The sequence below is a fragment of the Paenarthrobacter sp. TE4293 genome (genome assembly GCF_050435325.1).
Taxonomy (GTDB): Bacteria; Actinomycetota; Actinomycetes; order Actinomycetales; family Micrococcaceae; genus Arthrobacter; species Arthrobacter nitroguajacolicus_C.
Map to the genome: position 1 here is coordinate 610,390 of NZ_JBNJRY010000001.1, position 24,128 is coordinate 634,517.

The window sequence follows — 24,128 nt, forward strand, 5'->3', positions numbered from 1 at the left end:
GTTTCGATGTATTCCTTCAGGTAGTATGACGTTTGTGCTTGAGCTAATGATCCTGGGATTCCTCACCAAGGGGCCGCTCCACGGCTACGAACTACGTAAGAAGATGCACGAGCTGTACGGCTTCGCCCGGGACATCAGCGACGGCAGCCTCTACCCCGCCATCACCCGGCTCACCAAAGCCGGGCTGGTGGAACGCCACGTGGAGAAGGGGAAAGCGGCACAACGCCACACTTTGGAACTGACCGGCGAAGGCCGTAAGGACCTTCAGTCGCGGCTTCGAAACGCTTCTGGAAGCGACGTCACGGATCTCGGGAGGTTCATGGTGATTCTGGCCTTCCTATCGGAACTCCCCGACGTCGCGGAGCAGCATCAAGTGCTCCGACGGCGACTGGAGTTCCTCGAAGCGCCCGCCGGTTTCTTCTACGAGGATGGGCGCCCACTGCGCAAGGCGGAGATTACGGATACTTACCGCAAAGGCATGATCACCATCGGGCGGGCAGCAAGCCGCGCCGAGATTGGGTGGATAAAAGAAATCCTGGCCTCATGAGGCAGGCGACGAAACCCCGAGTTCCTGCCTGACCGCAGGCATGATTTCAGTGGCAAGGATCTCAATGGAGCGCGCAGTCTCGGCAAACGGGAGGCCACCGAGCCCAATCTGCGCCATATAGCGGCTGTTGCCCAGCACCTCATGGATGGCAAGGATCTTCTCCACCACCTGCTGCGGACTTCCAACCAGCAACCCGCCGCCGGGATCGGACCAATCCTCAAAGGTGGACCGAGGGAAGAAATCCACAGGCCGAGGCATGTTTTGCTCGAAGTACGCCCGGTAATAGGGATAGAACGTATCTCGCGCCTTTTGCGATGTTGGGGCCACGTAGAAGTGCCCACCGGCGCCAACCGGCAGCGCAGCTGCATCGTGCCCCGCTTCGGCGGCGGTGTGGCGGTACAGCTCCACGAGTCGCCGGAACCTTTGCGGGCCGGATAGCAAGGCGATGAAGAGCGGCAACCCGAGCCTTCCAGCGCGGGCAAAGCTAGCAGGCGTCCCGCCCACTCCCACCCAGAGCGGCAGCTTCCCCTGTAGTGGACGGGGTGCGACGTCCATGCCGGAAATGGTCTGGGTGTGCACCCCTTTCCAGCTCAGGGTTGAGTTGTCCCGTAGTTCCAGCAGCATCCGCAGTTTCTCGTCGAAGAGTTCGTCGTAATCGGCAGTGTCGTAGCCAAAAAGGGGGTAGGACTCGAGGAAGGCACCACGTCCGGCAATGATTTCGGCACGTCCGCCAGACACCAGATCCAGCGTGGCGAACTGTTCAAATAGCCGCACGGGATCTTGGGTGGAAAGCACGGTAACGGCGGTGCTCAACCGCAAGTTGGTGGTTTCCCGGGCAATGGCGGCCAGCACGATCTCCGGCGCGGACAGCGCAAAGTCGTGACGATGGTGCTCACCGAGACCCAGGAAACTGATGCCGGCCTGGTCGGCAAGCTTCGCCAACTCGATGATCTCCGCTAGCCGCTGTTGTGGCGATAACGCCGCGCCGGTTGTCTGATCACGGGATAGCTCACCGAAAGTAAAGATGCCAAAGTCCATATTGATTGAACATTCAACTACTTCGTTGTATTCCTCCGGCCAAAAGCAAAAACCCCCTCCGTAGAGGGGGTCTTCCTGTGCCCGGGGTGGGACTACTCGAAAGGGATTCCAGGCTTTGGAAACACTGGGAAGTGGCGGAATCATGCGGAATCCGGGGGAATCCGATGGGTGTACGAGCCAGTCCGGTGTGGACGTGTGGACATTGTCCACACCTAAAAGGCATCAACCAATTCCCGGGGGTTCCTCTCGGTCCCCGCGTATGTGCAAGTCAGTTTGTCGCCCGTGTTTCTAAGCAACAGTCGCATTATCGTGCAGCTCCAGGCCCTGGAGGGCAGCAGCGGTGATGACCTGCCCGTCCTTGATGACAGTACGCGTCTTGCTTTCGTCCCAGAGGATCGAGGGTTCATCGAAAGGATTCCCGTCCAGCACCACCAAGTCCGCGCAGGACCCTCGGGTTATGCGTCCAAGGTCACCGCGCCGGAGCAGTGCGGCATTGGTTGATGTTGCCGACCGAAGGGCGCCGTAAACGCCAAGCACTTCACACTGCAGGCGGAGTCCGGCCAGTTGCTCATCCTCCAGTTCACCCATGAGGTCTGTTCCAAACCCAATCCGAACCCCAGCATCTCGGGCCAGGGCTACGGCTTTCCTCCCTGCCTCTAGCACTTCTCGATTCTTGGCCGCTCCCACTTCGGTGAGGCCGACTTCCCTGCCACGCCGTTCCATGGCTTCGTAGGTCACCAAAGTGGGGACTAGATAGACGTCATTGTCAGCCATTAGCTGGGCGGTTTCTGCATCGAGCAGGTTGCCGTGTTCGATGCAGCGAACACCGTTAAGTATTGAATGGCGAATGGCCTCTGGCGAATATGCGTGAGCCGTGGCATAGCTGCCCCGGCGAGAAGCCTCCTCCGTTACGACGCGGATTTCCGCCGCGCTGTACTGCGGAACCCGAATCGGATCGACCGGTGAAACCACCCCGCCGGAGGTCATTAGCTTGATGGCGGAGGCACCGGTGCGGAACCGGTGACGCACGGCCCGCAGCAGGTCGTCGACGCCGTCCACCACTTCGCACATGTGCCCGCCATGGAAGCATCCTCCATCGTTCGTGACCCGGATATCGCCGTGGCCGCCGGTCTGGCTTAGCGCCGGGCCGGTGAAGAAGTAGCGCGGACCGGGGTACAGCCCCTCCTCGATGGCGTTGGCAAGGCCGACGTCCCCACCGGCGACGTCACGAACGGCAGTGAAGCCGCGGAGCAGCGCTGCCGCGAGGCGCCGTGCCCCGGCAAGTGCGGAATAGCTCAGTGGCCCCGTTTCGTTCCTGGCGGATGTCAGGCTGAGCGCGTAAGCATGAAAATGCGCATCGATAAGTCCTGGAATCACGGTTCGGCCGCCAGCGTCAAGGACGACACCGGCCTCTCCTACCTCCCGCCCCGTGGCGATGATCCGGCCATCCCGGATGCTGATGGAGCCCTCGATCAGGTCAGGCGATTCACCGTCAAAGATTAGGGCGTTCCGTATGGTCAGTATTCCCGAAGTGGTCACGTGCGGTTCCTTCGTTTTGCCCCTGCGGGCGGGCACCCATTGGTGCCCGCCCGCAGAGGACCTAGTTGGCTGCGGTTAGGGCTTTTTCGAGCAGATGGACCGAGCGTCGTGCGACATCCACGGCTGCGTCCACCGAACGCTGGTCGTAGCTGCCCTCAGGACCGAGGAAGTTCATGGATCCGATAGTCCGGCCGTTGCTTACGACCGGAACGTTGACGATGGCCCCGCAGCCCAAAGATTCGATGGTCGCCGAATCAAAGAAGAATGCACGGACCGCTTCCGTATCCGCCCCTAGGAACGGCCGCTGTCCATCGAGCACCTGCTCCAGCCACACCGGGTTCGTATCCCCGGCGAGAGTCTTCTTTCCGCCCACAGGATAGACATCGGGATGGGTGGTGTAGACGCGGGCCATACTGGTGCCATCATCGGCAATGACGGACGCAGTAAAGAGCGTGACACCGACTGCTTCCTGGGCGTTGGCGTAAACGTCCTCGAAGGAATCAAATTGGGAACTCATGGAGTCCTTTCTGTTCTTGATGGGAAGCCATCTGCTGGCGTTGCTTAGTAGCCGTAATGCGTCTTGGCGAAATCCTCGGTGATGAAACCGTTGACGATGTCGTAGGTTATGTCCTCGCGGGAGCGTTTGGAGACCTCTCCGAAGCCGCCGCCGCCGCCCACCGCGAGGCGGACGACGTCACCGGCCTTAACCTTGTGGGCGTTCGCCTTAAGGGTGCGGACCTCATCACTGCGGCCGGGGTTGATTACAACTTCGGGGCCCTGGGCGTCTGATCCGCCGAACAGCCCCCAAGCGGGGGTCTTTGACCGTTCGAACCAGAGCCCCACCACGCAGTCGGCCAGGAATTCGTACTCGCGCACCACGCCGTTACCGCCCCGGTACTGCCCGGGACCGCCGGAGTTGGGGCGGATTGAGTATTCGTTGATCCGGAACGGGTAGCGGGTCTCCAGCATCTCTATGGGCAGGTCCTTGAGGGAGCCGTTGACGTTATTGATCATGGCTGATTCACCATCCGTGCCCTGCCAGGCACCCCAGCCTCCCAGAGTTGCTTCCATGGTGACGAAGTTCCGGCCGAATCGAGTGTCGAAACCGGCCGCGGTGATGATCATTGAGTCACCGTGGCTGGCGCTGGCGACACGTTCGGGCATGGCCGGAGCCATTGCCTTCGAGACGAGGTCGATCAGCAGCCCCAGGTGCGAAAAGTACCACTGGCACGGGGCCGGCGTCACGGCACCGAGCACTGAGCCGGACCGCACCTGCGTGGTCATAGGCCGGAAGGATCCGCCGTTGGAGTTGGACTCCGGGCTGACGAGGAGCTTGTAGCCCACGCGCAGTGCCGAGACGGCCTGGGCGGCGCCGCAGTTGACCGGACCCATGGTCTGGTCAGCTGAGCCGGTGACGTCGAAGTCAACCGTGTCGCCGGCTACGGTGATCCGCAGCTTGATCGCAATGGGAGTGTCCAGATTGATGCCATCGTTGTCCAGGAAGCCCTCGGCTTCGTAGACCCCGTCCGGGATGTTGCGTACGGTCGCACGCTCGATTTCCTCCGTTTGGCGGAATATCTCATCCCGGGCGGCGTCGAGCTGCTCCATCCCGTAGCGACCCACGAGCTCCTTCATTCGCGTGGTCCCCATCCGGAGGGCGGCGATCATCGCGTGCATGTCTCCAATGGTCTGGTAGGGGAAGCGCACGTTGGTCCGGATCAGTTCCACAACGGAAGTCTCGACTCCGGCCTCGACAAGCTTGACCGGCCCCATCCTGAAGCCCTCTTGAAAAATGTCCGTCGAGTCCATCGAACCGCCGACGTCCTTGGATCCCATGTCCATCCAGTGAGCACGGGTGGCCGCGAATCCGACCACAGTGCCTTCGTCGAAAATCGGAGCAAAAATGGTCACATCGTTCAGGTGGGTGCCGCCCAAGTATGAGTCGTTCAGAATCCAGATATCCCCTTCCTGCCAGACCGTGCGCCCGTACATCTCCTCCACGGCAATGGAACAGGTTTCCAGGTTGCCTAGGAACAGCGGCAGACCGGCGGACTGTCCGAGCACGCGGTGCTCGGTGTCCAGAAGGGCCACGACGCAGTCCCCGCCCTCGTAGAGGATAGGTGAGTAGGCGGAGCGGATCAGGGTGGCGTTCATGTCATCCGCGGCGCTGGTGAGCGCGTTGCGGATGATTTCCACGGTGACGGGGTCCAGGGTTTTGACTGCTGTAATTGTCATTTTTGGTACCTCAGTTTCCTTCGACGTCTTCAGAGCGGATGACCAGGGAGCCGAACTCGTCTACCTTGACGTTGAACCCTGGGGGCACAACGGTGGTGGCGGTCTGCTCCACGATGATGGCGGGTCCTTCGAATGTGTGGCCGGCGCCGAGGTCGTCACGTCGGACTACGGTGGTGTCGTGCTCGACGTGGTCAAAGACCACCCGGCGGATTTCGTGCTTGAACTGCGGGCCCTGCGCGGTTACGTAACTCGGAGCTTCCAGCCGTCCCAGGTCGCCGACGGCCTGCGTGCGCAGCGTGACGATTTCGATCGGGGCGCCGAGATTGGAGTGGCCGTAGCGCTCGTGGTACATCGCGGAGAAACGGACAGCGAGGTTGGCGACAAAGTCAGGAGACTCGGGTTCGTCAGCGGACGTCAGCGGAACGTTCAGGGAGAACTCTTGCGACTGGTAGCGGACGTCCACGGACGCCGTAGTGGCGCGGCTCTCTTCCGGGACGCCTTCCGAGATCAGCGACGACAGGCCTTCGACTTCCATGGAACGCAGGATGCCGGCCATATCTGCCACGTCGATGTCATCGTCGAGGTAGAAGTACGGTTCGGAAAAGTCCTTGCGGATGTTCGTCTGCAGCATGCCCCAGGCGGAGAAAGCGCCGGGGAAGCGGGGAACGACCGTTTCCGGAATCCCGAGCTCCTTGGCCAGGAACACGGCGTGCATGGGTCCTGCACCGCCAAAGGCCACGAGGGCGAAGTCGCGTGGTTCGATGCCGCGGGAAATGGTGATGGTCCGGATCGCCTGGGCCATTTGGGAATTGGCGACGTCGCAGATGCCTTCGGCCATGGCGACGGGATCCAGACCGAGCTGATCACCGACAGTTTTCAGGGCTGTGATCGCGGCCTCACGGTCCAAGGCGACCTGTCCGCCGGCGAACCAGTCGGGGTCGACACGGCCGAGCACCAGGTTGGCATCAGTAACAGTGGGTTCCGTCCCGCCGCGGCCGTAGCAAGCCGGTCCGGGGGTGGCTCCTGCCGAACGCGGCCCGACCCTGAGGCCACCGGCTTCGAGCCACGCGACGGAACCGCCGCCAGCGCCGACGGTGTGGATGTTGACGACGCTCATGAGCATCGGCAGACCTTCAAGGTGGGCCTCAGTGGAGACGTCCGGCTTGCCGTCGACAACCAAGGAAACGTCAAAGGATGTGCCGCCCATGTCTACACCGATGAGGTTGCGGTTTCCTGAGACACCGGCCAGTTCGACATCGCCCATGGCACCGCCGACCGGGCCGGAAAGAAGTGTTTGGAGCGGGCGCTTACGGGCAGACTCGGCGGTAAGCACGCCCCCGGAGGACTGCATAATGTGCAGGGGCGCTTCCACTCCCCGGTCACCGAGTTTCTCTTCCAAGTCCAGGAGGTAGTTGCGTACGACTGGCCCCGTGTAGGCCTCGACGACGGCGGAGGACGTGCGCTCGTATTCGCGCCATTCCTTGGCTGCTTCGTGCGAAAGGGAGACCGTGAACTCTTCCCCGAGTTCCTCGAGCAGGATTTCCCGGGCCCTGAGTTCGTGCGAGGGGTTCTTGTAGCTAAACAGGAACGCAACGGCGACGGCGCCGTAGCCCTCCTCCACTGCCCGGCGCGCCGCTTGGCGGACTGCTTGTTCGTCCAGGGCCACGAGTTCCTGTCCTTGGCTGTCCAGTCTGCCACCGACGCCGATCACGTCCTTGCGCTCGATCAGCGGGGCAGGCTTGCGGTACTGAGCATTGTAGAGCTCAAGACGGGGCCCACGGGCGATGTGATAGGTATCTTCGATACCGGCCGTCGCCAGCAGTAGCACGGGAACCCCACGCCGTTCCAAGAACGCATTCAGCCCCTGGGTGGTTCCATGGACCAGGAAATCGATGTCCGCCAGATCATCAACTATCGATTCGAGGCCTGCGATGACTCCGGCGCTCAGGTTCCCCGGTGTGGTGGACGCCTTCGTGGCCGCGTAGGTTCCGGCGGCCTGGTCGTACGCCACAATGTCAGTAAAGGTTCCGCCGATATCCATCGACACCCTGTAGTTCGGCATGTGTATCTCCTCATGGTCTTGGAATGGAACTCTGTGTGTGGGAGATCACGCTACATTTGGGGTCGATCAACATGGTGGGCATTCTGCATGATTCGGCCGCAGCTGGACGGGCAGAGTGCATAACGGTGGGTTCAGATGCCAGAACGGTCAAGGTCAGCGCCTCGGTGCCATTCTGCTCCGGCAAGCACACGTGTCGGGAACGAACCGTGGTTGGCGCCCTTGGTGATCTCACACCGGACGCTGGGCCCTGGTCCGAAGGGCCTGGCAACATCTGCGGGTAGCGTCCGCGCAATATCCCCAAAGAACACGAAAGTTCTGACCTACGCAGAGGGTGCGCGGCTGGACGATCAGTGCTTTACGCCCAAAAGAGCGAATCAATAAAGTGCAAAGTGAACACTGTCTGAGCTGGCTTGGTTTGTAGTGTGAGGGCAATCACTCGCCGGCGGCTGGGACAAGCCCCTCCGAGTGGAGGCTTGGGTGAGCTGCTCCGAGGTGAATTCCTTGATATCCGGGCTGTTCTCCGTGCACAGAAAAGCTGCGTGAACTTCTTATCCTGTCCAAAAATATCGGAGGTCAAGACATGTCCAGTATCGACCCAATCATTTCAGGGCAAGCGCCCGGGACGGCGAGCCCGCCTCGCTCCATGGCCGTCGGGCACGCGTTCCGCGACATGCCTTTCGGGTCCATCCACTTTAAAATCTGCGCGGTACTCTTCTTCGCCTTCGCAATCGAAGCCTGGGAAATGCTCATGCTCACTTACGTTGCTGGTGATCTGGCCAGTAGCCTGCAGGTCGGCATGACACAGGTAGGAATTGCCATCTCGGCGCTCTTCCTGGGCATGATCCCCGGATCTCTCGTTTGGGGCCCCATCTCTGACCGGATTGGGAGGAAAGCAACGTGTGCATGGAGTTTCGCCGGCTATGGCGTCTTCACGCTCCTGAGTTGCCTCGCACCGAACTTTGAGACCCTCTCGGTGGCTCGTTTCCTCTCCGGGCTGTTGTTCTCCGGCGTCTTCACTGTGACTTTCCCCTATTTTGAAGAATTGCTCCCGGTTAAGGTCCGCGGAAAGGCCACGGTCTATCTTGCCGCAGGGTGGCCGATTGGTATCCTGGCCGCCCTCGGCACTGCTGCTCTGATCGGCGGGCACGGCTGGCGCTGGGTCATTGCTGTTAGCGCACTTGCCAGCCTGTGGGGCATCGTTCTGTACAAGGTAGTTCCGGAATCCCCATACTGGCTCGCGAGGCGCGGGCGGAACGAAGAAGCGCACGATGTCCTCGACCGGCTGGGAGCACGCGCCATCTCCCGTGGCACCATTTTCACCGTGTCGGAGGGCGAGAAGCAGTCCATCTGGGGCCTCTTCAAGGGGAGGATGGGCCGGATCACGGTCATCCAGGTCCTCATCAATTTCACCTTCTCCTGGGGCTACTGGGGACTTCAATCGTGGATGCCGACATTGCTTGAAGGGCGAGGACTGAGCGCCTCATCCAGCTTTTCCTTCATTGCCCTGAGCGCGGTCCTCATGATCCCCGGCTACATGACGGCCTCCTACCTAACCGGACGGTTTGGCCGCAAATGGATATTCACAATCTACGTCCTCGCCGCGGCCGGCGGTGGCTTCTTCTTCGCGACAGCCTCAACCGAGACCGAGATGTATATCGGAATGTTCTCCCTGGCCTTCTTCGCTCTGGGAGCCTGGGGCGTCTGGGATACGTGGATGGGCGAGCTTTATCCCTCGATCCTTCGTGGCTCCGGTTACGGGTTCGGGATCTTCGGTCAGCGCGTCGCAAATACGGTCGCACCGAGTCTTGTCGGGTTCCTTCTAGCCTCCGCCGCCGGAGTCACCTCGACGATTTTGTTTATCAACATGTTCTTGTTTGTCACGGTCATCCTTGCCCTGTTTTTGCCCGAAACCGAAGGAAGTGAATTGGAATGATCACCCCCACCGACAATCTTTACGAGCACTCGGAGAACGCCCGAATCCTGTGGATCAACCCGCTCTACACAGATGTGTACAACCGGGCGATGGCGGATTCTTTCCGCCAGATAGTCCGTCCCGGCACCGAAGTTGATGTCGTTTCCCTTGACGGAGAGGGGCCTTCCCACGTTGAATACAACGCTTTTGAGGCACTTATGCTTCCACAGTTGTTGCGAACGGTCCGGTGGGCGGAAGAAGCAGGCTATGACGCCGCCGTCATCGGTTGCTTTTACGATCCGGCGCTGCGGGCGGCACGCGAGATCACCGATCGCATGGTAGTTGTAGGCCCGGCGCACTCGGCGCTGAGCATCGCCGGAAGTCTGGGCGAGCGATTCTCCATCCTTGTCGGACGGAAAAAGTGGATTCCCGAGATGGCCGAGAACGTCCATCGTTGCGGCGCATCAGAGCGTCTTGCGTCATGGCGCGTGCTCGAGATGGGCGTAGACGACTTCCAGGAGGATCCGGCGCTCACGGAAAAGCGGATCATGACCGAAGCACGCAAGGCCGTGGAGCAGGACGGCGCAGACGTCGTCATCCTCGGCTGCACAGCCGAATTCGGGTTCTTCCGAACGGTTCAAGAGGAAATTGGCGTACCCGTGATCGACGCGACCGTGGCCCCGCTCAAACACGCCGAGCAGCTCGTTGACTCAGTGCGTCGGTTCGGTTGGACACACAGCAAACGCCTTGGCTACGACGGGCCTACGGCCCAAGAACGCCAGCAGTTCTTCCCGGCTCTTGAGCCTAAGCACATAGTGTCAATGACCACGGTGTCCTCGTAAATACACCGCGCCGCTCGTCACGCCGATTGTCTGCGGAACACAGATCCCCTCCCCTACGGCAACTTTAACCGGAGGGGACCCCGATACCCTCGCTTGCCTCGACCTCCCGTGATCGAGGCAGGCGGGAAAACCTTTGCGGGTCACCAGCCCTGCGGGGACGAGTAACCGCATCCTTCCCATAACCCCGGCGTCATTAGCGCCAGCTAACAAATCAAAAAATCAAACGTGGCATTTAGCACCACGCATACACGGAGGTAAGGCGATGTCAACACACACCCTCGGTATCAACCCCATGATGACCCATGATTACCATGTCCCCGTCAGGCTGCTGTCCCCTCTCAGGACCAACCTCTCGCTGGTCCAGCGATGAGCAGTCAGGAATCCGCGGTTGTCTTCCGCAAATTGGGTGGCCCTGAAGTGCTGGCCGTTGAAGCTTCTTCTCCACGTCAGCTCGGGGAAAACGATGTCCGCATCAACGTCGCGGCATTCGCACTCAACAGGGCAGATCTAATGTTCATCCACGGAGAGCACTACACCATCCCTGCGTTCCCCTCGCGCATTGGGTCCGAGGCAGTGGGTATCGTCACCGAGATCGGCGAGAAAGTCACAGCTTTCAACATCGGCGACCGCGTCACGAGCATTCCCTTCTTCACCGCAACCGACGGCGTGCAGGGAACTACGGCCGTCCTACCGGCAGACTATCTAACCCTTGCTCCACCGGAACTTTCAGATGCCCCGGCCTGCTCCGTTTGGATGCAATATCTCACGTCTTACTTCGCCTTCGCGGAAGCAGCCAATCTCGGATGCGAAGACACAGTGCTCGTCACTGCCGCCGCCAGTTCGGCCGGGCTTGGCGCCATCGAGATCGCACGCGCACTTGGTGCGAAGGTGGTCGCCACGACGCGGTCAGAGAAGAAGCGATCGCTCCTCCTTGAGACCGGCGCAAACGAAGTAGCCCTTTTGGGGGTGGACGACCTCGGCGAGGTCATCGACCGCACCAGCGATGGCAAAGGCGTTCGAGTCGCTTTCGATCCTGTAGGAGGAGAGTCCCTCAGCACCTACGTCGACCACCTCGCACCTCATGCCGTCATTTTTGGCTACGGAACGCTGAGCGATTTGCAGCCCATCATCCCTATGGCTGCAATGTGTAGAACTCAATCCGTTTTCCATCCATACTCAATGTTCAACCACGTCGGACGGGCCGATGAGCGGCGACGGGGTGTCGACTTCATCCTTGAGCGGATTAGCTCCGGCGCCCTGCGGCCCAGAGTCGACAGGGTCTTTCCTTTCGACCAAGTGCTTGATGCCTACCGTTACATGGAGTCGAACGAACAGTCAGGGAAGATTGTCGTCGAAATAAACTAGCACTGCCGCGCCTGGGTCCGTGTCCGTTGAACATTCCGGCGGGCACGGACCTGGGTCGGGTTCAAGCAGGAACCGCCGTCACGGACTGCTGGTGGGTGGAGACGCGAGCCGTGCTCGTGCCCGTTGATCGATGGGGCAGTTTTAGGCGCCAGCAGAAACCATAGACGTATCAGGCGCCGCGGCAGTGGTTAGGTTGCTATGAAAGCTCTACTGGTCGGTCGCTCACATCAGACATTCATAGCCGCGAGGACACGCCAGCCAGGCTGGGACCGGGGTCCTTCAAAGGGTCGGCCGGAGACCCGCGCTTGGCCTTTCCATCGAAGAAAGGGCTGTCCGCTCGCAACGAGCGTTCCCACTTGTCGATGACGTGGCCTTCCGCAAGCAGTGCATCGGAGCTGGGCCGCACAGGCTCAATCCGGGATCCCCGCTGTGGGATATCGCGAATGTCTATTTGAAGGCCCTAGATATAGGCGACACACCGCAGTGGTGCACTCTATATTCATAAGAGATATCCAGCAATCGGCAGGTTCTCACTGTTGGTAAACGTCGGGCAGGGACTGAACAATGAGAGTGGGACTGCGGCTTCAAGGAACCAGCTGCCGGACCGTTGTAGTGGACGGACGGACTGTAGTTTCCGCCACTCGCGAGGTGCACGCGGGCAGCTTGTCGGATGCATTGGAGTCGTCCCTGTCCGGGGTCCGTCGGGAGTTCGGGTCAGGCATCACGGAGATCACTGCCGACGTCGGGCCGGTCCTGGTGGAGCGGAAACTAGGCGACGTTCTCGCCATCCGTATTTCCCCCCGTCCCCCCGCAGACGACTTTCACGTGACGGTGCTGCCAGCCCTGGTTAAGCCAGCAGTGACCCGGACCGTACATGTCCGCGGGGGTCACGACCTGCGGGGACGGCCTTTGGCTCGGTTGGATCTGGAGGCGTTCCTGGCAGGTCTCCCCGGCATCCTTGCCGGTGGCTTCCGGAACGTGGCGATTACTTCCGTCGGTTCGACAGCGTCGAAGGACCACGAAACGCGCATAGCCGATGCCATCCTCAGCAACGACAGAGACATGCGCATCAGTATTTCCACTGACTTCTACTCCAGCGTTTTCCGCGACCGCGACTACACAGCCATTCTTAACAGCGCCCTGATGGAGACGGGGGAAGAGCTGGCTGCCATGCTTGAGGAGGCAGGCCGGCGCCAGCTCCCGGACACCCTCTTATCGTTTGCAAAGAACGACGGCGGCCGGGCGCCTCTGTCACGGCTGGCCTTGACGCCTGTGCACGGGTTGCGCGCCGAGCCCGCGATGGCAATCCTCGGTGCGGCCACGTTGGCGGGAATCCCCGAAGGGGAAGTCGTTCTCTGTATGGATGCCGGGGTCTCCGTGGGCCACACCCGTGGAGGCCTGCCTGTCGCCAGAAGCCTCATTCGCCAAGGATTTGACGCAAGTCTCGCCAGCAACGCCGCCATTCTGGAGCCGTACACCGTCCACCATCCGATTCGCGCCGGTATCCCTTCAGTGATTGCCGACCTCCGCGAGTGGCAGGAAAGTCCGATGCCCTTCGGGCTGGTGCCTACTCTGCCGGCGGCGCAGGACGCCGCAATGGTAGGCTCCGCCGTGGCCCCGCTGACGGCGTGGATCGACAGGCTCGAGACCGTCAGCGGCCGGGTTGACCTCCAACGCGTGCAGAACCTCGCCGAAGAGGACGCCCACTCAGCGGCGGTCCAATTGGGCGGCAGCCCCGGGCAGACCCGCATCATAGAGTCGAACGTCTTTGCCATGCCCTACGGGAACCCTGGAATCGTTCGGATCCGGGTCCAGGCGGCAGGAGAAACGTCCGCCGACGACGAACACATGCTGCCCGCAGACGCGCGGGGAACCAACTCATGAGCACCGTACTCACTACCGAAGACGTCCGGAACCTCAGAACAGGTGCCCACTTCCTGGCTTGTACCATCGACCCGACCGCTATCTACGTCTACGCGGAGATGATCCAGCGGGCGATGGAGGACCGGTCAGTGGAACTCGTCACCGTCGACGAACTAGCTCCCGACGACCTGGTGGTGGCGGTCGGAATGGTAACCCAGGGCCTTTTCATCGCCGACATGCCTCCCGTAGGCGATGAGTTCCTCGGTTGTATTAGTGCCATCGAGGCCCGTCTCGGCCGGAGGGTGAAGGCGATCTATTCGCTCGCTGCCGCCAACATCAACGGAATCGTCCCCCTCATGGTTGGGCTGCAATCCTCGCTGCCCGTCATCGATTCCGACCCTATGGGCCGCGTTTTTCCCTTGATCAGCCAGACAACACTGAACATTGGAAACGTGGCGATCGGCCCTATCGCGCTCATGGGGGTAACCGGTGAACGTGCGGTGGTTGAGGTCGAAAGCCCGCAGCGGGCCGAGACGCTGGTGCGTGCACTGGTGACCGAACTGGGCGGCTGGGCAGCCACCGTCATGTATCCGTGTTCCGCACAACAGCTGAAGGAGCATGGCGTTCACGGCTCTATCAGCCGCATGATCCGGATCGGGCAAATCCTGGACGCGAGCAGCTCGGTTGAGACAAAGTTGTCGTTGCTCGCCGATCTCCTCGGCACCACGCGGATCGCCAGGGCCCGCGTGAGCCACATCGAAAGCCTCTCCCGACCCACTGACCTCGGCCTGCCGGCGCAGCCATCCAGCGTAACGCTCGAAGACGAAACCACCGGACGCATCGTCCGTCTTGAAATCCAGAATGAGATTCTGCTGGTCCTCGTGGATGGCGCGGTAACGGCAGCCGTCCCGGACATGGTGACGCTACTCAATTCCGAGCAGGGCACGGTGGTCAACCTCGACGACGTCCAGGTGGGCGACGTCCTCGACATCATGAAGATCACGGCAGCGGCGCAGTGGTATTCGGATGCGGGGCTTGATCTCACCGAGCCCAAGGCCTTCGGCATCCCAATCGTGCACCCAAGGCGGCGACATGCGTAGATCAAAAAATGAAACCCGGCTCGATGTCGCCGCGCTATTGGCGCACGGTTCTCTCCGTGACGCCACCCCGCTTTATCTCACTCCATCCAGCGGGCTGATAGAAAGTGTTGTTCTGGTCTCCCAGCTTGAGGCAATCCGGCAGGTGCGGCCCAACACCGTGGTGGTCCTCTCCACAGAGATGGGATCAGGGGGCTGGTTGGTATCCGCGGCGCTGCGCCATGCGTGGGAGCGGCGGGCAAGCGCGGTCGTCGTGGCCGGAAGCGTCTACGCAAGCGCGGCGGTCGGACTGGCGGAGCGGTTGGGCATCACGCTTCTGGCAACTGACGGGGAGCCTGCAGCGCTTGCCTTGGCACTGGCGGCCGAGATCGGCGCTGCCCTGTCGGTAGTCGATGCGGAACTGGCCAGGGTCGCCCGGACCGTCGCAAAAGACGCCACACTCGTTGATGTCCTCAAGACCATTTCCAGGGAACTGGACGGGGTCGGAGTTTTCCTGGAATACGACGGCATAGTTCTGGCCTCAGCCGGAATGCCTCCGCGGGAAACCGACGAAGTCATCACTGTGGAAGTCGGCGGAGCCAATAGCGCCGTCCGCGGTACCCTCACGGCCCGCGTGCCCAATAGCGCCCACAACCTGCGGCTGGTGCGCTCAATCCTCGAGGTGGTCACGCCCGCGGTGAAGGCTGCCTGGCTGATGGAGGAACTACTTGGCACTGCCCGGGCCGTTCCCACAGCGGCGATCGCCGGGTTGGATCAGGACCCTGCCACGTCGGGCGCAGACTTCGAGGAAAAATATCGACATCTGCTGACCCAGTTGGGCTGGCGCGAAGGGGAGCCATACGTGGCCGTTTGGCTCCGCAGCGGGCAGGCGCCAGTCCACCGGCCCGAGCTGACGTCCGTGTTGCGCCTGCTCTGGCGCAAGGTCACAGTACGTAGCCCCTTGGCTGAGGTTCAAGATGGTTGGCTGATCCTCGTGTCCGCCGAGGATCAGGACGCTTCGACCCAGCTCGAAACCCGAATCAGGACTCGTCTTAGGCCAGCTCTTGCCGAGCTTGGCCTGGTGGCGGGGCTATCCCGATGGCAGGAGGATGCCCCGGCGCTGGCGTTGATCGTGCGTGAGGCGCGGCTGGCTGCACAATCCGCTTGGTCAATGGGGCCCGGCACGGTTCTAGGCTTCGATGGCCTCGGGGTGGTCGCCGCCACAACCTTCGTCGATATGGACGCCGTCGGGCTCGTGGCAGAACTATCACTACCGCGACTGATGACCTCCCCTGACCGCGACGTGATCATTACCGCGGTGGCCGCCTTCCTCGATCACCGCGGTTCAGTTAGCCTCGCAGCGAAGTCCCTCAGCCTGCACCGGAACACACTGCAGGCCCGACTTAACCGGGCACGGGAACTCGGTGTTCCGCTGGATATCCCCTCCGAGCTGCTGTCCGTCCACCTCATCGTCAAAGTGCTGCGACGATCTATGCCAGACACAACGACTTCCGAAGACCCCCTTGGAAACCAGAAAGGCCCCCCGGAGTTCCCCGTCTGATTCCCTTATTGATTCCGCCGAGGACTTCTGTCATTCACTTCCCGTGTCTTCAGCAAATCCGCGTATTCGAACTACCGCCTCCTCCGCGGGGCCATATCCTCGCCGCCGGCCACCCAACTTCAGAAAGCGCTGGTCATAAAGCGCGACGGCGACGCCGTCACCTGAACGTAGCCCCGGTGGGTGCCCCGGTGCCAGCAAACCAGGCACGATGCCCAAGGGGACGCGCAGTGCGTATCACAACTCACCACGACGGCACGACTTGTGGGTGATTTTCGGCACCCTGGTCGGCTTTGACATGCTCGGCCGACAATCGCGTGAGCCGCCACGTTCTGGAGGAACCGCTGGGGAGCGTTCATCTGCGTCGGCCCCGCGTCCCGCTTGATGGGGCGTACACCTCGATGACAGGGCGAAGACCAAATTGAAAGCAATCTGCCGACCGTTGCCACTGAACTCTCACCCCGGAGTGCCTTAGCACGCGGAGCGCATCCGGATCCGCGTCATGTCGCTCGCGCCACTTACATGGGATGAGTAGATGTAGGCCGAACGAGGCGCAGGGAATAGCTGTGATCAGTCTCAATAAAGGAGATTTAAGTGTGGACAATGTCCACACCCTCTTTAGCGTGACAATACAGCGGCCAGCCCGGCATCGTGACGCCAGTAACGTGCGGAAGCAGAGTGAACTCGACGCAGTATCTCGGAGTCGTGTCGCGCTCAGTCCCCCTACCCATGAAGAGGTGTAGGACAACCACGACCCACCGGATGTACCAAGAGAGGAACGCATAACCCCCAGTACAGAGCCAGCGGAGGGCTCACCAGCCACGACCTTGAACCCGCTCCCCCACAACCAAACAGGCGACCTGCGGCGCCAGGCACACTCCGCGGCCAGTGTCAGAGGGACCTGACCATGGAATGTACACACGTTAAAGCAAAAACCCCCTCTGACGAGGGGGTATGCCGTGCCCGAGGTGGGACTCGAACTGCATTCCAGCCCCTGGGAACACTGGGAACTCCAGAAAACATAAGCAATCCGGCTCAGTCCGACCGATGTACGACCTAGTCCGAGGCTCAAAGTGTTGACATTGTTCACACCCCGAATTCGCCTTCTACGCAAGCCCACAACGCCAACCACGCTCCCCCACTCAGGGAGTGCGGTTCTTCTTGGCGCTTGCGGTAGTGGGAGTACGGATGGATTAGTCCGCCCCATGTTGTGGTTGACCCCGCCTGCAAGTGACGTGCCGTGCAATGCCCGGAAGGCCGGTGCAGCAGAGCAAAACATTATGGCGGCGCCACTATGACGTCGCCCATCGACTCAAACAACCATTTGTGCGCCCCTTTATGAACCGCGACGTTCTCGGTCGAGCCCTAACACGTACGTAGCGGTCATGGTCTTGGCAATTCCCGGCTACGGTGGGGTCGCAATGCACGAGCGTGCCGCTTGGACGAACACGGGCGCCCGCCCGGTAATGGTCCGGCTTTGCGGACCTGATAAAGTTGCGCCGCCGTGGCTAGGGTTTGGTCACGAATAGGCACTTAGGGCTCTGGCCGGCCCCAACTATGCGAGCTTGGAACCGTGTTGCGTTCCACCCATTCGGAGCTATCGGGCTGGTCAGCTGATCGTACGGCACGTCAGCCATCGGTGGATCGGGCTTCCTTATCGTGGATAGCTACGCGACTCGCCCTCTCGACAGTCCCAGATTCAGCAAACCGATGGAATTGTCAGACGCGCAACTGCGGATCTGTACTTCTGAGATAGTTGTGGCATGTCAGACACAGCAGTAGCGCCCGCAGTCACCTGCAGAAACCAGGCTAACTGCGGCGTGCCGGTACATATGGCGGGCAGTGTAGCTCACGTGAAATGCCTACAGTCAGTGCTAAGAGCAAGACGAAGCGATACATCCATAGCAGGACTACGGAGCCACAGGGAGCGAAACTTTGGCCATGACGCCACGAAGGTGAGGAGCAACAATGCCCTTGCGAAGTTGGTGCTTATCGAAATTTTCGATGCACGCTGCGTGATCTGCGGTAGCTTCCTTGGGGCGCCGCGCGGCACGAGCGAGAGCTCGATCGAGCAGTTGATCAAATCGGCAGGTGCCACAACTGTCCTAATCGGCACAATCAACCTCGACCATATGCGTCCGGCTTCGGCTGATGGGCCCGACCATTTACTGAATTACGCCCCGGCGCATGAATCCTGCAACAAGGGACGGGGCAACCGCCCTCCAACGGATGAGCATCAGGCGCGCTTTCGGGAAGCCTGGCTCGGCTACGAGTCGAACGGACACGCGCAGGTCTTGAGCCGAATGATCGTCGCCGCCCAGGACGTCGAGCTTGATCCAGCCCGCCACGTCTATATGAGCGGAGATACTGAGGAAGTCCGCAGTGCAGTGGTGGCAGAGCTCGCTGATGACCAAATAGCCCTGAGGTTCGAGGTCCGACCGTGTTCGCGGGGCCACAACTTTCACGTCTACCCCAACGATCCGGACTTCTGCATCAACCGGGGGCCGGCACACGAGTGTCAGATGGAGACCTGCCGTATCTTCTCGCGAGCAGACCAGTGCTGGCTAGAAGGTGGGATGAAGCGCGACTCTACTTTTCCATTCACAGTGTTCGTAGACGGATTCGGACGCGGTCATTCTATTGAGCTCGCCCGGTTTTTGGAAGCCTTCGTCGCCATCGACGACGAGGCGTAGACTCGCCGGCCGCGCCGCTTACCTGAGACTTTCCGTGGCCCTGCACGGCCCCGAGGCCACTAGACCCGGCGTGTATGGATAGCCGCTAACACTCGAACTTTCCCCGACTCATTGGATACCGGAATCCTAGGCAGGAAACAAACAAGAGTGGCGCTCCATGAGAGGATCACTTGTGCCTCCGACTACACCACCTATCATCATCAACATGCCCGATACAGGCGCTCCTTGGTGGGGCGTGCCTCTACTGGCTGGCCTCTTCGTAATCATCGGTGCTCTGGTTGCCTTCTTCTCCACGCAAGCAAGTGATCGTCGTAAAGCTGAGAATGACAAGGGAACCAAGCAGCTTTCAGACACACGCGAAGCAGCCGAAGCTCTCTTGAAGGTCGGCAACGACCTAGAAACCCTTGTTAAAGGGCAGGAGACCAAGACCCGCGCAAAGCCCGCCAACGAGTACCTGGATCTTTGCATGGAGCATGTCCTACATCTCAAGGAGGTTTGGGCCGCCTATGAACTTGTATCCGTAAAGTCCACCCTCAAGCCGGGCGAAGACTACTTTGCCGCACTGCTACTTCTGGCCATGCCTACAGCTGATTCTGCGAAGCGAACCGCGCTTCTGAACGCCGAAGCAACTAGGAGGATGGACTTCATCAATAGCCTGCGTTCAGCAGCAGGTCTGGAGAAGATTGACCGGACACCGGGACAAGTCGTCCCCCGCGAGGATGTCGATAGAGATGAGGCGCAGAAGAAAGCATTTTTGGAAGCAGCCGCAGAGCTGATAACGCGGCATCCGGTCAAGCACGATGCCAAGGACGGCGGGACACCAAAAGAACCGGAACCCAAATAAGAAAGAGCGCCTACTATGGGCGCTTTCTTTTAAAGCTGCGGCTACTTAGGCTCGTCAGCAGCTTTCGAGCATGAGGTCGGCGGCAAGGACGAAGAGGTCGATACTTATGACCTGCCAGCCCGACACCCAACTCGTCGTCTGTACGCTTGCCAGAATGGCAGCAGCGGTCACCAACACAGCCGAGCGTGTATGCATGCCCGTCCGACGCTCTGCGATGGCCTACCGTTGCCGGTCCACTTCATCGTGAACCAGCTCCGTCTCTTCCGTAGGGTAGGTAGGTTTCTTGTTGGGTGGAGCAATTAAGTTGCAGCTCCATTTGGGGTCCAGTTGGAACCGAAACGAGCGAATGTCAGTGCACGTCGCCCTAGGATTCACCACAAACGCGATGAACTCACGTATATGAACGCTCAAAACTCGTATTTTCTGACAGGTTGTGGAAGGCGCCCCAAGCCGCGCCTTCTTCTTTCGAGTTGGCGATAACTGCTGCTGCCGAGTAGCAGCTTTCCTGTTCAAGTCGCCGGCAGAAGATCTCGTAGCAGTCCAAATGACTTGCACCTTCAAACTCACCATCGGGGTGGCCATGCGGACGCGACGTCCGGATCGGCGTACGCGACACAGGTGCATCTTCAACCAGGATGCACCACCCAAGAAGAACTGTTCCTGTCGCCCGTAGACGCCTTTCTCCACGGCCGTTCGGATTTCAATGGAAGACTCCATTGCTACTTTGGTGCGGTTGTTGAAGGTGTTGCAAAGGAAGGATCAGTGGCACTTGAACTCGAGAAGAACCAAGAGCTCGCCGCCACGGGTCAAGACAAGGTCACAGTACTTTACGGGACGCAGGTAGCCAGGGAGCGTGAAATAGCGCGTTTCAGTGCCCGCTACAAGGCATTCAATCTTCAGTTTTTTGATCACGTAGGCAAAGATTTGAACGAACCCATCAAGGTCCTTTCCGGCTGTCGCATCAGCGCGACCACCTCGGTCACTGTCTTGACAAGCGGCCTCTGCACGTTCTCGCGTCTCCCAAAAGAAGTGCTCACCTTGGGGGTGGAGGTGGACGCCGATTTTAGTCACTGCCAGCCGATAAGCTCTTAGGATGACCGCAGGTTTCTATGACGACGACTTCTCCCGCCAGTTTTGGAAAAACCAGGAGGCGTACAGGAACCTCCAGAGGATGATCAATCAGACCATGGCTCCTGTTATGGAAGCCATCCGGCAAAGCGAGGCCATCACTGCCCTTCAAAAGCAGATGGCAGCGGCTGTGCTGCCAGCGATAGATCACTCGGCCTTCAACGCCATGAGGTCGTTTGCCAAGATGATGCCGGTCATCGATGTCCCCAAGATGCCTCTCCTGACTTTCCGCGACATCACGAAGTTCAAGCTCGGGGATGACGTAGCTCAGAAGTTTGTTGATGGCATAGATGTTGACGAGCTGACCAAGAGCGCCGCGCCTCCCGTTGAGCACGAACCAACCACCATACCGCGGCCGAAAGACAACGCAGCGGTTAGTCCGCCGAAGATCGATCTAAAGAACTTTAAAGAAGAAGACCTTGATCGCTACGCGGATCTGCTCTATCTGGCGCAGCCTCTCCTACCTCAAGCGCTCGAAAACGACCCAGAACTGTCCAAGTTGGATAACTACCAAAAGAAGGTCTTCGTCTGGCTCCTGAGCCTCATGGTGATGTGCGGCATGAGTGTACTGCACACCTACGGAACCTATGACGAAACCGTCGCAAGCATCACTGCCGTCGCGGAACAGATAGATAGCGGGATGTTGGGCTCCGACGACATCACGAAGGTCATCCTTCCAGAAGAAGAGGACAACGAGCTGGTACAAGAACGTGAGGATGAACCCGAGGATGCCTGACTAATCCTCACTTCACTTGTTGACGCACACCACTTCACAATCGGGGGAACCATTGCTCGCGCAGATCTTGCCTGGCTTCAGAGACTTCAAAACGCCACTGATTACCGGCTACCTATGGCTGGTCGTTGTATGGATCGGCTTCGGGATGCCTATCCCCAGCAAAGACGAGTCGGCCGGCGGCATGGGCATGATCAACTGGCTCACCGATTATACGTCCACAGCAACTATCCTGGCCGTCCTAAGCTTTGTGGCGTATGTCGTCGGCATCCTGGTATCTATCGACGTAAAGCTAGCCACGCGGCTTGTCATGCGTTACGGCTTTACCTTGGAACGTCAGCTGAATGAAAATCAGAAGCGCGTGTGGAAGTGCCTGCCACACCGAGAGAATGTGTCTTATCGCCGTTCTCTAGCGCATGAATCTGGATCTACACTTCTGAAGATTCTCTGGGAGGCTTTCAGCCGCGTAGAAGCAAGGAATGTTCCTTGGTATCCCCTTCTCAAGGAATACAACCTTCCTGTAATGGACGAGGAGGATTACAACGAGCGCGTGCAGACAGAGGCAGGCGATAGAACAGAGACGGACAGGCAGATCCGCAAAGAAGCTCTTCGGACGTTGTCCCCTCGACTCAGCCAGGAGATGGACGAAGACATCCCCGTTCTAGCGACCAAACTTCAAGAGAAGAACAAGGATCTGTTCGACTCTTACGACCGTGACCGGTCTGAGGCGGAGTTCCGCCTCAGCATCGCGCTCCCGATCGCCGTTCTATCTGTCGAGCTGTTCATTCTAGGCTTGGGAGGGGATGTCGTGCTCGGATCTGTAGCAGCAGTGGTTGGACTGGTTGCATCGGTCGTCTTGCTCCGGAAGGGCTGGCTAAAGGTTCTCGACTCGACGAGCGTCGTGGTGACCGCATTGGAAATCGGAACTATCTCGTCCCATGTCATCGAGAGGCTGGACGCTCTGGAAGGTAAGAAGCCCAAAGTCGACATTCCTCCGGCCATCACCAGTTAGAGCCTATGGATCAATCCTCAGATCGTTGTCGCTGGCATAGTTGAGCCGAGACAAACGACAGAGCGTCTCCCTCGGGTCATTCAAACGGACGGATGATCTACAGCAGCATGCTGCCGAATTCCTATGGTGGGCCAAGGACTGGGCCTAGGGCGCAGCCCCTCGCAAGAAACAAACGTGAAGCACTGATTCGCTGCAAAGTTGGGCCCCGCTAAGAATCATCGAACGTGGATTTGGCTAAAGCATTCATATCGGCTCGACCCAGGCGACGGCATGACTGCTCTACCCCCTTTGAAAGACTGAAGGTAGAGATGCCAGTCGGTTGTTCAACTGCAATTCGACGTGAAGTAAGCAAACCACGCGAAAGAACCTTCAGCCGAGGACTATTACGGTCAGGGACGTCTCACGGCCAAGCTGCTAGTCGAGCGACCTTCAGCTGGGCAGCGAGGAGCCCCTGCGCCGGATCGCGAACCTTGCTTGTCGTGTCATAGGTCCTCACACGACCTCGTTCTCGCCGCCGTAGTCCGGTATGACAAGCGGTAGCTTCCCGAAAAATCCCGGGGACCCCCGGCCTGCTTAGCGACCCTATTGTTGCCAGGGGATGCGAGATAACTCTGCGGCTCGCTGCTTGCACCCCGAGGATCAGCGACCTGTCAACTAGGATCGTGCACGAGTAAGAGGAGAAGGATGCGAGAGGTTAGGAACCGGCTGACTGCTAGTGGTAAGCCGATTCACATTAGGGGCAACTACGAGGCAAGCTGCCCAGGCGCGTGGTTGCACTACGACTACTTGGCCGAACAATTGGACGTAGGAGCGATCGAGTTGGACGGTCACCTGCTAACCGAGTTCGCCGTGATTCCCGAGCCCGCGAATCCGTATGACCCCAATGCCGTTGCCGTAAGTCTGAAGAATCGTCATATCGGATATCTACCCGCTGACATAGCCGCGAAGTATGCTCCGATTCTGACTCTGTATATCGCCCAAGGCTTAGTCCCGCTCATCGAAGGACAACTATATGTACGCTGGCTCCCCGCTAACGAGGACCATCCGGAGCCAAAAAAGTGGGTCGACGTGCACCTTTACGTAGAAGACATTTGCACCCCAGAGCCTGTGCCCGTTTGGAACATTCCTGGAACCAAGGAGCTAACTGCCGAGGGGGCTGGACTCCTGGACTACGAGGCGGAGAGTTATTGGGCGACAGCTCAAGGGCCCGAACTGGATGCGCTCCGAGAATTCACAGCCACATTCGTCGGTGACTATGCCCTTGCTCGGCTCGTACTACTTCCTTCCGAGCGGCCAAGTCACGCACGCAGGATTGGGATCCAACACGGGGGTGTCACCCTCGGCAGGCTTTCCGCGGTCTCCAGCGGCCGGTACAGAGAACAGCTGTTGGCATCAGAGAACCAGGCATTGAAGCTTGCGGTCGTCATCAGAATTTGCACACGCCACCAACCAAACGGATTCAGCGTACTCATCCCCCGCCACTTAGGCACTCAGGCAAACGGCCTGCCAGAAGCGGACTTTGCCTTCGACGTTGAAAAGCCTCCAGTCGCTTTTGACCTGGTGTACGAAATACCCGACATTCCTGAAGTTAGCATCGACTTCGAAACGTTGCATCTATGGGACGACAGCGAAGGGAATGACTACTAGTTGAACTGCCCAATGAACCTCAGGGACCGTAAGG

General features: G+C 59.7%; 19 protein-coding genes and 1 pseudogene. 12 read left to right on the top strand and 8 right to left on the bottom strand.

Annotated features, from left to right (window positions below; genetic code table 11):
* Nucleotides 1-34 precede the first annotated feature (34 nt).
* Nucleotides 35-547, top strand: coding sequence for a PadR family transcriptional regulator (locus tag QF015_RS02855; protein WP_429386757.1), 513 nt, complete (start codon nt 35-37; stop codon nt 545-547).
* Here QF015_RS02855 and QF015_RS02860 read toward each other — a convergent pair.
* The 5 genes from QF015_RS02860 to QF015_RS02880 form a co-directional block, all read right to left on the bottom strand.
* Nucleotides 542-1,585, bottom strand: a complete 1,044-nt coding sequence (locus tag QF015_RS02860; RefSeq protein WP_429386760.1) for an LLM class flavin-dependent oxidoreductase — start codon at nt 1,583-1,585, stop codon at nt 542-544. The two genes, QF015_RS02855 and QF015_RS02860, sit on opposite strands and share 6 nt — an antisense overlap.
* A 288-nt stretch (nt 1,586-1,873) precedes the next feature.
* Nucleotides 1,874-3,124 (bottom strand): amidohydrolase family protein, encoded by a 1,251-nt coding sequence (locus tag QF015_RS02865; protein WP_429386763.1) that lies wholly within the window; start codon nt 3,122-3,124, stop codon nt 1,874-1,876.
* A 61-nt stretch (nt 3,125-3,185) separates the two neighbouring features.
* Nucleotides 3,186-3,641, bottom strand: coding sequence for a GAF domain-containing protein (locus QF015_RS02870; protein ID WP_429386766.1), 456 nt, complete (start codon nt 3,639-3,641; stop codon nt 3,186-3,188).
* Between the two features lie 44 nt (nt 3,642-3,685).
* Nucleotides 3,686-5,359 (bottom strand): hydantoinase B/oxoprolinase family protein, encoded by a 1,674-nt coding sequence (locus QF015_RS02875; protein WP_429386769.1) that lies wholly within the window; start codon nt 5,357-5,359, stop codon nt 3,686-3,688.
* A gap of 10 nt (nt 5,360-5,369) precedes the next feature.
* Nucleotides 5,370-7,421, bottom strand: a complete 2,052-nt coding sequence (locus QF015_RS02880) for a hydantoinase/oxoprolinase family protein (protein ID WP_429386772.1) — start codon at nt 7,419-7,421, stop codon at nt 5,370-5,372.
* 580 nt (nt 7,422-8,001) lie between these two features.
* On the opposite strand from QF015_RS02880, the gene QF015_RS02885 reads away from it, so the two are divergent.
* The 8 genes from QF015_RS02885 to QF015_RS02920 all read left to right on the top strand — a co-directional run bounded on the left by QF015_RS02885 (nt 8,002) and on the right by QF015_RS02920 (nt 19,574).
* A complete protein-coding gene (locus QF015_RS02885) occupies nt 8,002-9,354 on the top strand; it encodes an MFS transporter (protein WP_429386775.1) in 1,353 nt (450 codons plus the stop codon).
* The gene (locus tag QF015_RS02890) at nt 9,351-10,175 is read left to right on the top strand and encodes an aspartate/glutamate racemase family protein (protein WP_429386777.1); all 825 of its coding nucleotides are present in this window, start codon (nt 9,351-9,353) and stop codon (nt 10,173-10,175) included. Before QF015_RS02885 ends, QF015_RS02890 begins: the two co-directional genes overlap by 4 nt.
* 366 nt (nt 10,176-10,541) lie before the next feature.
* On the top strand, nt 10,542-11,540 hold the full coding sequence (locus tag QF015_RS02895) for a zinc-dependent alcohol dehydrogenase family protein (RefSeq protein ID WP_429386790.1): 999 nt from the start codon (nt 10,542-10,544) through the stop codon (nt 11,538-11,540).
* 663 nt (nt 11,541-12,203) lie between these two features.
* Nucleotides 12,204-13,424 carry a hydantoinase/oxoprolinase N-terminal domain-containing protein gene (locus tag QF015_RS02900; RefSeq protein ID WP_429386800.1) on the top strand — a complete coding sequence of 407 codons (1,221 nt, stop codon included), beginning with the start codon at nt 12,204-12,206 and terminating at the stop codon, nt 13,422-13,424.
* The gene (locus tag QF015_RS02905; RefSeq protein ID WP_429386803.1) at nt 13,421-14,503 is read left to right on the top strand and encodes a DUF917 domain-containing protein; all 1,083 of its coding nucleotides are present in this window, start codon (nt 13,421-13,423) and stop codon (nt 14,501-14,503) included. Before QF015_RS02900 ends, QF015_RS02905 begins: the two co-directional genes overlap by 4 nt.
* Nucleotides 14,496-16,040, top strand: coding sequence for a PucR family transcriptional regulator (locus tag QF015_RS02910; RefSeq protein ID WP_429386806.1), 1,545 nt, complete (start codon nt 14,496-14,498; stop codon nt 16,038-16,040). The genes QF015_RS02905 and QF015_RS02910 overlap by 8 nt, the downstream gene beginning before the upstream one ends.
* A gap of 1,952 nt (nt 16,041-17,992) precedes the next feature.
* On the top strand, nt 17,993-18,730 hold the full coding sequence (locus QF015_RS02915) for a hypothetical protein (RefSeq protein WP_429386809.1): 738 nt from the start codon (nt 17,993-17,995) through the stop codon (nt 18,728-18,730).
* Between the two features lie 205 nt (nt 18,731-18,935).
* A complete protein-coding gene (locus QF015_RS02920) occupies nt 18,936-19,574 on the top strand; it encodes a hypothetical protein (protein WP_429386812.1) in 639 nt (212 codons plus the stop codon).
* Between the two features lie 54 nt (nt 19,575-19,628).
* Here the strand turns inward: QF015_RS02920 and QF015_RS02925 are convergent, their stop codons facing one another.
* From QF015_RS02925 to QF015_RS02935, 3 genes and pseudogenes are all read right to left on the bottom strand, one after another.
* Nucleotides 19,629-19,769 (bottom strand): hypothetical protein, encoded by a 141-nt coding sequence (locus QF015_RS02925; protein WP_429386815.1) that lies wholly within the window; start codon nt 19,767-19,769, stop codon nt 19,629-19,631.
* Nucleotides 19,770-19,965: 196 nt separating this feature from the next.
* Nucleotides 19,966-20,217: pseudogene (locus QF015_RS02930) on the bottom strand (PaeR7I family type II restriction endonuclease); the annotation flags it as partial.
* 116 nt (nt 20,218-20,333) lie between these two features.
* Nucleotides 20,334-20,645 carry a PaeR7I family type II restriction endonuclease gene (locus tag QF015_RS02935; protein ID WP_429386818.1) on the bottom strand — a complete coding sequence of 104 codons (312 nt, stop codon included), beginning with the start codon at nt 20,643-20,645 and terminating at the stop codon, nt 20,334-20,336.
* A 22-nt stretch (nt 20,646-20,667) separates the two neighbouring features.
* On the opposite strand from QF015_RS02935, the gene QF015_RS02940 reads away from it, so the two are divergent.
* The 3 genes from QF015_RS02940 (at nt 20,668) to QF015_RS02950 (ending at nt 24,094) form a co-directional block, all read left to right on the top strand.
* Nucleotides 20,668-21,438: a hypothetical protein gene (locus tag QF015_RS02940; protein ID WP_429386821.1), complete on the top strand. Its 771-nt coding sequence runs from the start codon at nt 20,668-20,670 to the stop codon at nt 21,436-21,438.
* A gap of 52 nt (nt 21,439-21,490) precedes the next feature.
* Nucleotides 21,491-22,447, top strand: coding sequence for a hypothetical protein (locus QF015_RS02945; RefSeq protein WP_429386823.1), 957 nt, complete (start codon nt 21,491-21,493; stop codon nt 22,445-22,447).
* Between the two features lie 684 nt (nt 22,448-23,131).
* Complete coding sequence (locus tag QF015_RS02950) at nt 23,132-24,094, top strand: HIRAN domain-containing protein (RefSeq protein ID WP_429386826.1); 963 nt, start codon at nt 23,132-23,134, stop codon at nt 24,092-24,094.
* The last annotated feature ends 34 nt before the right edge of the window (nt 24,095-24,128 follow it).

Excerpts from the sequence above, each read along its gene's own strand:
- QF015_RS02905 (WP_429386803.1), top strand. The coding sequence starts at position 13,421 with ATGAGCACCGTACTCACTACCGAAGACGTCCGGAACCTCAGAACAGGT.
- QF015_RS02870 (WP_429386766.1), bottom strand. The coding sequence starts at position 3,641 with ATGAGTTCCCAATTTGATTCCTTCGAGGACGTTTACGCCAACGCCCAG.
- QF015_RS02895 (WP_429386790.1), top strand. The coding sequence starts at position 10,542 with ATGAGCAGTCAGGAATCCGCGGTTGTCTTCCGCAAATTGGGTGGCCCT.
- QF015_RS02890 (WP_429386777.1), top strand. The coding sequence starts at position 9,351 with ATGATCACCCCCACCGACAATCTTTACGAGCACTCGGAGAACGCCCGA.
- QF015_RS02885 (WP_429386775.1), top strand. The coding sequence starts at position 8,002 with ATGTCCAGTATCGACCCAATCATTTCAGGGCAAGCGCCCGGGACGGCG.
- QF015_RS02875 (WP_429386769.1), bottom strand. The coding sequence starts at position 5,359 with ATGACAATTACAGCAGTCAAAACCCTGGACCCCGTCACCGTGGAAATC.
- QF015_RS02925 (WP_429386815.1), bottom strand. The coding sequence starts at position 19,769 with ATGCATACACGCTCGGCTGTGTTGGTGACCGCTGCTGCCATTCTGGCA.
- QF015_RS02860 (WP_429386760.1), bottom strand. The coding sequence starts at position 1,585 with ATGGACTTTGGCATCTTTACTTTCGGTGAGCTATCCCGTGATCAGACA.
- QF015_RS02880 (WP_429386772.1), bottom strand. The coding sequence starts at position 7,421 with ATGCCGAACTACAGGGTGTCGATGGATATCGGCGGAACCTTTACTGAC.
- QF015_RS02940 (WP_429386821.1), top strand. The coding sequence starts at position 20,668 with ATGACCGCAGGTTTCTATGACGACGACTTCTCCCGCCAGTTTTGGAAA.
- QF015_RS02920 (WP_429386812.1), top strand. The coding sequence starts at position 18,936 with ATGCCCGATACAGGCGCTCCTTGGTGGGGCGTGCCTCTACTGGCTGGC.
- QF015_RS02950 (WP_429386826.1), top strand. The coding sequence starts at position 23,132 with ATGCGAGAGGTTAGGAACCGGCTGACTGCTAGTGGTAAGCCGATTCAC.
- QF015_RS02910 (WP_429386806.1), top strand. The coding sequence starts at position 14,496 with ATGCGTAGATCAAAAAATGAAACCCGGCTCGATGTCGCCGCGCTATTG.